Source organism: Streptomyces sp. DvalAA-14 (assembly GCF_900091855.1).
Lineage (GTDB): Bacteria > Actinomycetota > Actinomycetes > Streptomycetales > Streptomycetaceae > Actinacidiphila.
This window is the reverse complement of sequence record NZ_FMCH01000435.1, coordinates 1-3769: the sequence shown is the minus strand read 5'-3', so window position 1 is coordinate 3769 and position 3769 is coordinate 1. Positions and strand designations below refer to the sequence as shown.

At 72.7% G+C, this 3769-nt stretch carries 4 protein-coding genes; 3 read left to right on the top strand and 1 reads right to left on the bottom strand.

Going from position 1 to position 3769, the window contains the following annotated elements; all coding sequences use genetic code 11:
• Positions 1–113 precede the first annotated feature (113 nt).
• The gene (gene mmpB, locus GA0115240_RS38520; protein ID WP_256069945.1) at positions 114–248 is read left to right on the top strand and encodes a morphogenic membrane protein MmpB; all 135 of its coding nucleotides are present in this window, start codon (positions 114–116) and stop codon (positions 246–248) included.
• A gap of 66 nt (positions 249–314) precedes the next feature.
• On the top strand, positions 315–920 hold the full coding sequence (locus GA0115240_RS23415) for a Maf family protein (protein WP_093739336.1): 606 nt from the start codon (positions 315–317) through the stop codon (positions 918–920).
• 79 nt (positions 921–999) lie between these two features.
• On the opposite strand, the gene GA0115240_RS23410 is transcribed toward GA0115240_RS23415, so the two are convergent.
• The gene (locus GA0115240_RS23410) at positions 1000–1464 is read right to left on the bottom strand and encodes a hypothetical protein (protein WP_093739334.1); all 465 of its coding nucleotides are present in this window, start codon (positions 1462–1464) and stop codon (positions 1000–1002) included.
• Between the two features lie 381 nt (positions 1465–1845).
• Between GA0115240_RS23410 and GA0115240_RS23405 the strand changes: the two genes are divergently transcribed.
• Positions 1846–3603 carry an acetyl/propionyl/methylcrotonyl-CoA carboxylase subunit alpha gene (locus tag GA0115240_RS23405; protein ID WP_093739332.1) on the top strand — a complete coding sequence of 586 codons (1758 nt, stop codon included), beginning with the start codon at positions 1846–1848 and terminating at the stop codon, positions 3601–3603.
• Positions 3604–3769 lie beyond the last annotated feature (166 nt).

The window sequence follows — 3769 nt, the reverse complement described above, 5'->3', positions numbered from 1 at the left end:
CCTGGCGGATGTCGGTGTGGCCGGCGTGAACCACCGTTACGGGTGAGACCGAGCCCCGCTTCTGAGTATCCGTACTCAGGCGCGGGGCTTCGTCTCGGCGTAACCCTGGAGACATGCTGTGGTCGGACGATCGACACGAGGATCCCCCGGAGGACCCGCGCCGGGTCCAGCTGATGCTGCGCCGCGCCATGGTGCTGGTCGCCTTCGCCGCCGCGGTGGTGATGGCGGTGGCGGCCTGGCGGTCCTGAGGTGCGCGGTGGCCGGGGTGCGGGGCCCCGGGCGGTCGCGGGCGGCGGGCTCCTTACGATGTCCCGGTGACCTCCCCTCGTGTGCTCGTCCTCGCCTCCGCCTCCCCCGCCCGGCTCGGGCTGCTGAAACAGGCCGGGTTCGACCCCAAGGTGCTGGTCAGCGGGGTGGACGAAGCGGCGATCAGCGCGCCGACGCCCGCCGAGCTGGCCCGCGTACTGGCCGAGGCCAAGGCGACGGCGGTCGCCGGGGGCGGCTCGCTGACCGGCGGCGAACTGGTCGTCGGCTGCGACTCGGTGCTGGAGCTGGACGGCCGGGCGCTGGGCAAGCCCGAGGACACGACCGAGGCCACCGCGCGCTGGCGGGCGATGCGCGGCCGCAGCGGAGTGCTCCAGACCGGGCACTGCGTCATCGACACCGCGACGGGCCGTCAGGTGTCCCGGACCGCCTCGACGACCGTACGGTTCGGGACGCCGGACGACGCCGAGATCGCCGCCTATGTGGCCAGCGGCGAACCGCTGCACGTGGCGGGCGCGTTCACCCTCGACGGCCGGTCGGCGCCGTTCGTGGCGGGCATCGACGGCGACCCGGGGAATGTGATCGGGCTGTCGCTCCCGCTGCTGCGGCAGCTGCTGGCCGAGCTGGGCGTGCGGATCACCGATCTGTGGGTGTGACGGCAGCCCGGCCGTCCGGCGCATGCGGGTCCGTCCGCGCCCGCTCCCGCTGCTGCCGGTGGCGGTGCCCGCCGGGTTCCTAGGCGGTCGCCGGGGGTGCGGCCGGCGGCGCCTCACCCGGATGCCGCGCAGCCTGCTCGGCCGGCTGCGGCTGGTCCTCGGGCGCGTAGAGCAGCAGCGTGGCGACGAGTCCGGCGAGGACGAGCATCAGCGCCGCGAACGCCCACCACCCGACCAGGCCGACCACCACCGCGCCGACCACCCCGTGCACCACTGCGCAGACGATGAGCACGATCCGCCCGAACCGCCCGGCCATCCGGTCGCGCCACGCGATCCGGGCCACCAGCAGCGCGCAGCCGAGCAGGAACAGCGCGAACAGCGCGCCGCCCGCCCAGGATCCGACCGCCATGGCGTCGGAGTCGAGCCCGGCCAGGGACATCTGCTGGTGTTTCACGGCCAGGCCCAGCACCCAGTTCACCAGGCCGATCGTGAGCGCTTCGAGGACGAGCGCCACTGCCGTACCGATGGCTGTCCCTCTGCGCATGCTCGCTCCCAGCGGCCGGATTCGCCGGGGATGTTACCCCGGGTACCTCGCCGTCTGCAGGCTACTCACGGGTACCTCCGGCGGCAAGAGCTCGCGCGGCGCCACTCGTTGGGGATGAACCGTCGAAAATTTTCCGCGCTCTATTCGTGGAGTTCCTACAAAAGAACGCCGGATGGAGCAGGCGATCCGCGCCGACTTCCGCCGCACAGCCGGGAGTGCGGGACATGGCCCCCGGGCGGGTCGTACCGTGGACTGAGCAGGCTTTCACGGGTTCTTCAGGCCCTTGGATCACCCTCCGTGTGGGCAAGCTCACCGCAGGGGTGCCTCGGCATCGAGTGTGGCCAGTACCTAAACTCGGCTTGTTTCCAGGAGGGAGCCATCGTGCGTAAGGTCCTCATCGCCAATCGCGGTGAAATCGCAGTTCGTGTCGCCCGTGCCTGCCGGGATGCGGGGATCGCCAGCGTGGCCGTCTACGCTGACCCCGATCGCGAAGCGCTGCATGTCCGCGTGGCCGACGAGGCCTACGCCCTGGGCGGTGACACCCCCGGCAGCAGTTACCTGGACTTCGGCAAAGTCCTGGGCGCCGCCGCCGAGTCGGGCGCGGACGCCGTCCACCCCGGCTACGGATTCCTGTCGGAGAACGCGGAGTTCGCCCAGGCCGTCCTGGACGCCGGGCTGACCTGGATCGGCCCGCCGCCGCAGGCCATCCGGGACCTGGGCGACAAGGTGGCGGCCCGGCACATCGCCCAGCGCGCCGGGGCCCCGCTGGTGGCCGGCACCTCCGACCCGGTCTCGGGGTCGGACGAGGTGGTGGCCTTCGCGCAGGAACACGGCCTGCCCATCGCCATCAAGGCCGCCTTCGGCGGCGGCGGCCGCGGCCTGAAGGTCGCCCGCACCCTCGAAGAGGTCCCCGAGCTCTACGACTCCGCCGTCCGCGAGGCCGTCGCCGCGTTCGGCCGCGGCGAGTGCTTCGTCGAGCGCTACCTCGACCGGCCCCGCCACGTCGAGACCCAGTGCCTGGCCGACACCCACGGCAATGTCGTGGTCGTCTCCACCCGTGACTGCTCGCTGCAGCGCCGCCACCAAAAGCTCGTCGAGGAAGCCCCCGCGCCCTGGCTGAGCGAGGAGCAGAACGCGCAGCTCTACAGCGCGTCCAAGGCGATCCTGCGCGAGGCCGGCTACGTCGGCGCCGGCACCTGCGAATTCCTGGTCGGCCAGGACGGCACCATCTCCTTCCTGGAGGTCAACACCCGGCTGCAGGTCGAACACCCCGTCACCGAAGAGGTGTCCGGGATCGACCTGGTACGGGAGATGTTCCGGATCGCCGACGGCGAGGCCCTCGGCTACGACGACCCGGCGCTGCGGGGTCACTCCTTCGAGTTCCGCATCAACGGCGAGGACCCGGGCCGCAACTTCCTGCCCGCCCCCGGCACCGTCACACTGTTCTCGCCGCCCAGCGGCCCCGGTGTCCGGCTGGACTCCGGCGTGGAGACCGGCGCGGTGATCGGCCCCGCCTGGGACTCGCTGCTCGCCAAGCTCGTCATCACCGGCGCCACCCGCGAGCAGGCGCTGCAGCGCGCCTCCCGCGCGCTCGGCGAATTCCAGGTCGAGGGCATGGCCACCGCCATCCCCTTCCACCGCGCCGTGGTGACCGACCCCGCGTTCGCGCCGAAGGACGGCCCCTTCACCGTGCACACCCGGTGGATCGAGACCGAGTTCGCCAACACCATCCCGCCCTTCACCGGCGCCTTCGTCGACGAGGAGGAGGCGCCCGGGCGCGAGACCGTGGTGGTCGAGGTCGGCGGCAAGCGGCTGGAGGTCTCGCTGCCGGCGTCCCTGGGCATGACGCTGGCCCGTACGGCGGCGGCGGGCGGGGCCAAGCCCAAGCGCCGCGCCACCACCAAGGCCAGCAGCGCGGTGTCGGGCGACGCGCTGCCGTCGCCGATGCAGGGCACGATCGTGAAGGTGGCGGTCGAGGAGGGCCAGCAGGTCACCGAGGGCGACCTGATCGTGGTGCTGGAAGCGATGAAGATGGAGCAGCCGCTGAACGCGCATCGCACCGGGACGGTGATCGGGCTCAAGGCGGAGGTGGGGTCGTCGGTGACGTCGGGCGCGATCATCTGCGAAATCAAGGACTGACCCCTCGGGCGGGGTGCCGCACCGGGCCTTCGGGCCCGGCCCCCCTGCGGCGTGGCCCCCACCCCGGGCCGCCGGCCCGGCCCTCAGCGGCCGGTTTCCGGACCGGCGGCCGTGAGGGGGCTCAGCGCGCGGTTCCCCGCGGGTCACCCACCCCGGCCGAACGCCC

Bases quoted from the DNA above. Each gene is read 5' to 3' on its own strand.
- mmpB (WP_256069945.1), top strand. From the start codon at position 114: ATGCTGTGGTCGGACGATCGACACGAGGATCCCCCGGAGGACCCGCGC.
- GA0115240_RS23410 (WP_093739334.1), bottom strand. From the start codon at position 1,464: ATGCGCAGAGGGACAGCCATCGGTACGGCAGTGGCGCTCGTCCTCGAA.